We start from the raw sequence: 1,736 nt of genomic DNA on the forward strand, positions 1-1,736 counted from the left end.
CCGCCGAAACCCCCGCACCCGTCAACAGCTCCGACAGCGCACGCTCCCACAACCCCTCCCTCTCCGCACCGCCATCGACCGGCCGCCACGCCGGCACATGCCTCAGCGCACCACCACGCACCCCCAGGTTCAGGTTCACCTCCCGCACCAGCCCCTCCAGATACATCCCGATCCACCGGCCACCGTCCAGCTCCGCGAACATGTCCGCCTGAGCTCGCAGCCCGTCCTCCGTCTCCACCGAGACATCCCAGGCCTGCGAGCCCGCATCGCCCCGCTGCCCGCGTGCAGCCCGCAACCGCTCAGCCAGCACTCCGACAGACACCCCACCGCCACCGGCCAGCCGCGCCACCACCTCCGTCCACACCCCAACAGCCTCCCCGGCCGCCGTCACCGGCCACACCCGCAGATCCCGCTGCGCCAGCTCCCGGAAATACAGCGGAACCTGCAGCCCCTCCAGCACCCGCACCCCTCCCGGCGCCGACTCGTCCGGTATCCCCTGCGCCATCACCTGCTGCCCATAGGCGATCCACTGCGGATCCCGCATCCGCCGCTCGCCCTCCTCATGAGCCACGATCCCCAGATGACTGTTCAACCGCCCCCACACCGCCATCAGATACTCGCCACCCCACCGCGGATACGACGCCCTCCAGAACACCGTCGCGGGATCCGCCTCCGCCACCACAGGGACCTCACCCAGCCCCCCGGCAACCCCCACACCAACCGGATCGGCCGGATCAACCGCACCAACCCGATCATCCAGATCCACCGCACCAACCGGATCGGCCGCATAGAAGTCCTCGACAACCGCGTAAAGATCCTCCTCATCCTCCTCCGGGGCCACCACCTCACCCATAGCGACATCCGGATCCGACCCCACACCGCCCAAGTCCACATCCATGAACAGCGCGTCCATACCCGTATCCATGTCCGCGCCCGGGACCACGGCGCCGCTCACACCGGCAGCCAAGTCCTCAACATCCCGGCCCGCCGACCCCGACGGACCAGCCTCACCGAACCCCGCCAGCACACCCGTCCCCGACATGTAACTACCGGACACAACCGACCCCGACTCCGCCTCCACCTCCTCGGCCCGCCCACCGCCACCAGCCCCACCCAGATACAGACTCCGCCCCGGCCACCACACCGGCGGAGCCTCCGTCACCGGCTTCGCCAGCGACGGCGCAACGGAATTCGGCCACCTCGTAACCCGCCACTTCCCCGCATCTGTCTCCTCCGTCTCAACACCGTGCGCCTCTAGAAATTCGCGAAGACCAGCATGATATTCCTTGCGGCCGGGAGTTCCGAGCTTGTGGCTCACTGCCCCGATTCTCTCACCCCATACAATGCTACTGGACCCGGCGGTCCGAGAGGGAAAAACTCCGCCATTCGCTGCGAGGAATGCCGCGAAGGCTGCCGTGTACTTGCGGTCAGCCCATGCGCCGGAAGATTCGAGTCGCCAGAGTGAAGAACCATCGGACAGTGTTTCTCCGGTCAGAGGCCAGTGATTTTGTCGAAAAAGTTCCCTCAAGGGGTCGTTGAGGGGAATGCTCGCATGGCGGAGAGATTCCACCAATGGGCCGATAGGGATCTGCCGTACCTGACCCACGTGCGGATCGAAGACGGGGAACTTATCTGTCTTGACCGGTATTTTGTTCTCGTTTTCAGGGCGCTGGAACCAGAGATAGTAAGCCACGTACTGGTCGGCGCTGCTGCTGCTCAGCCCATGTTCGGCGATG

2 protein-coding genes are annotated in these 1,736 nt (G+C 66.0%); one reads left to right on the plus strand and one right to left on the minus strand.

Translation table 11 applies throughout. The features are described 5' to 3' along the window. A partial coding sequence (locus ABZT06_RS50500; RefSeq protein ID WP_355756684.1) for a hypothetical protein occupies nucleotides 1-913 on the minus strand: 913 nt, incomplete at its 3' end. Nucleotides 914-1,552: 639 nt separating this feature from the next. Here ABZT06_RS50500 and ABZT06_RS50505 point away from each other — a divergent pair. Next, nucleotides 1,553-1,736 (plus strand): hypothetical protein (locus ABZT06_RS50505; protein ID WP_355756686.1); only part of this gene is annotated, 184 nt, incomplete at its 3' end.

The organism is Streptomyces sp. NPDC005483, from assembly GCF_040606035.1.
GTDB lineage: Bacteria > Actinomycetota > Actinomycetes > Streptomycetales > Streptomycetaceae > Streptomyces.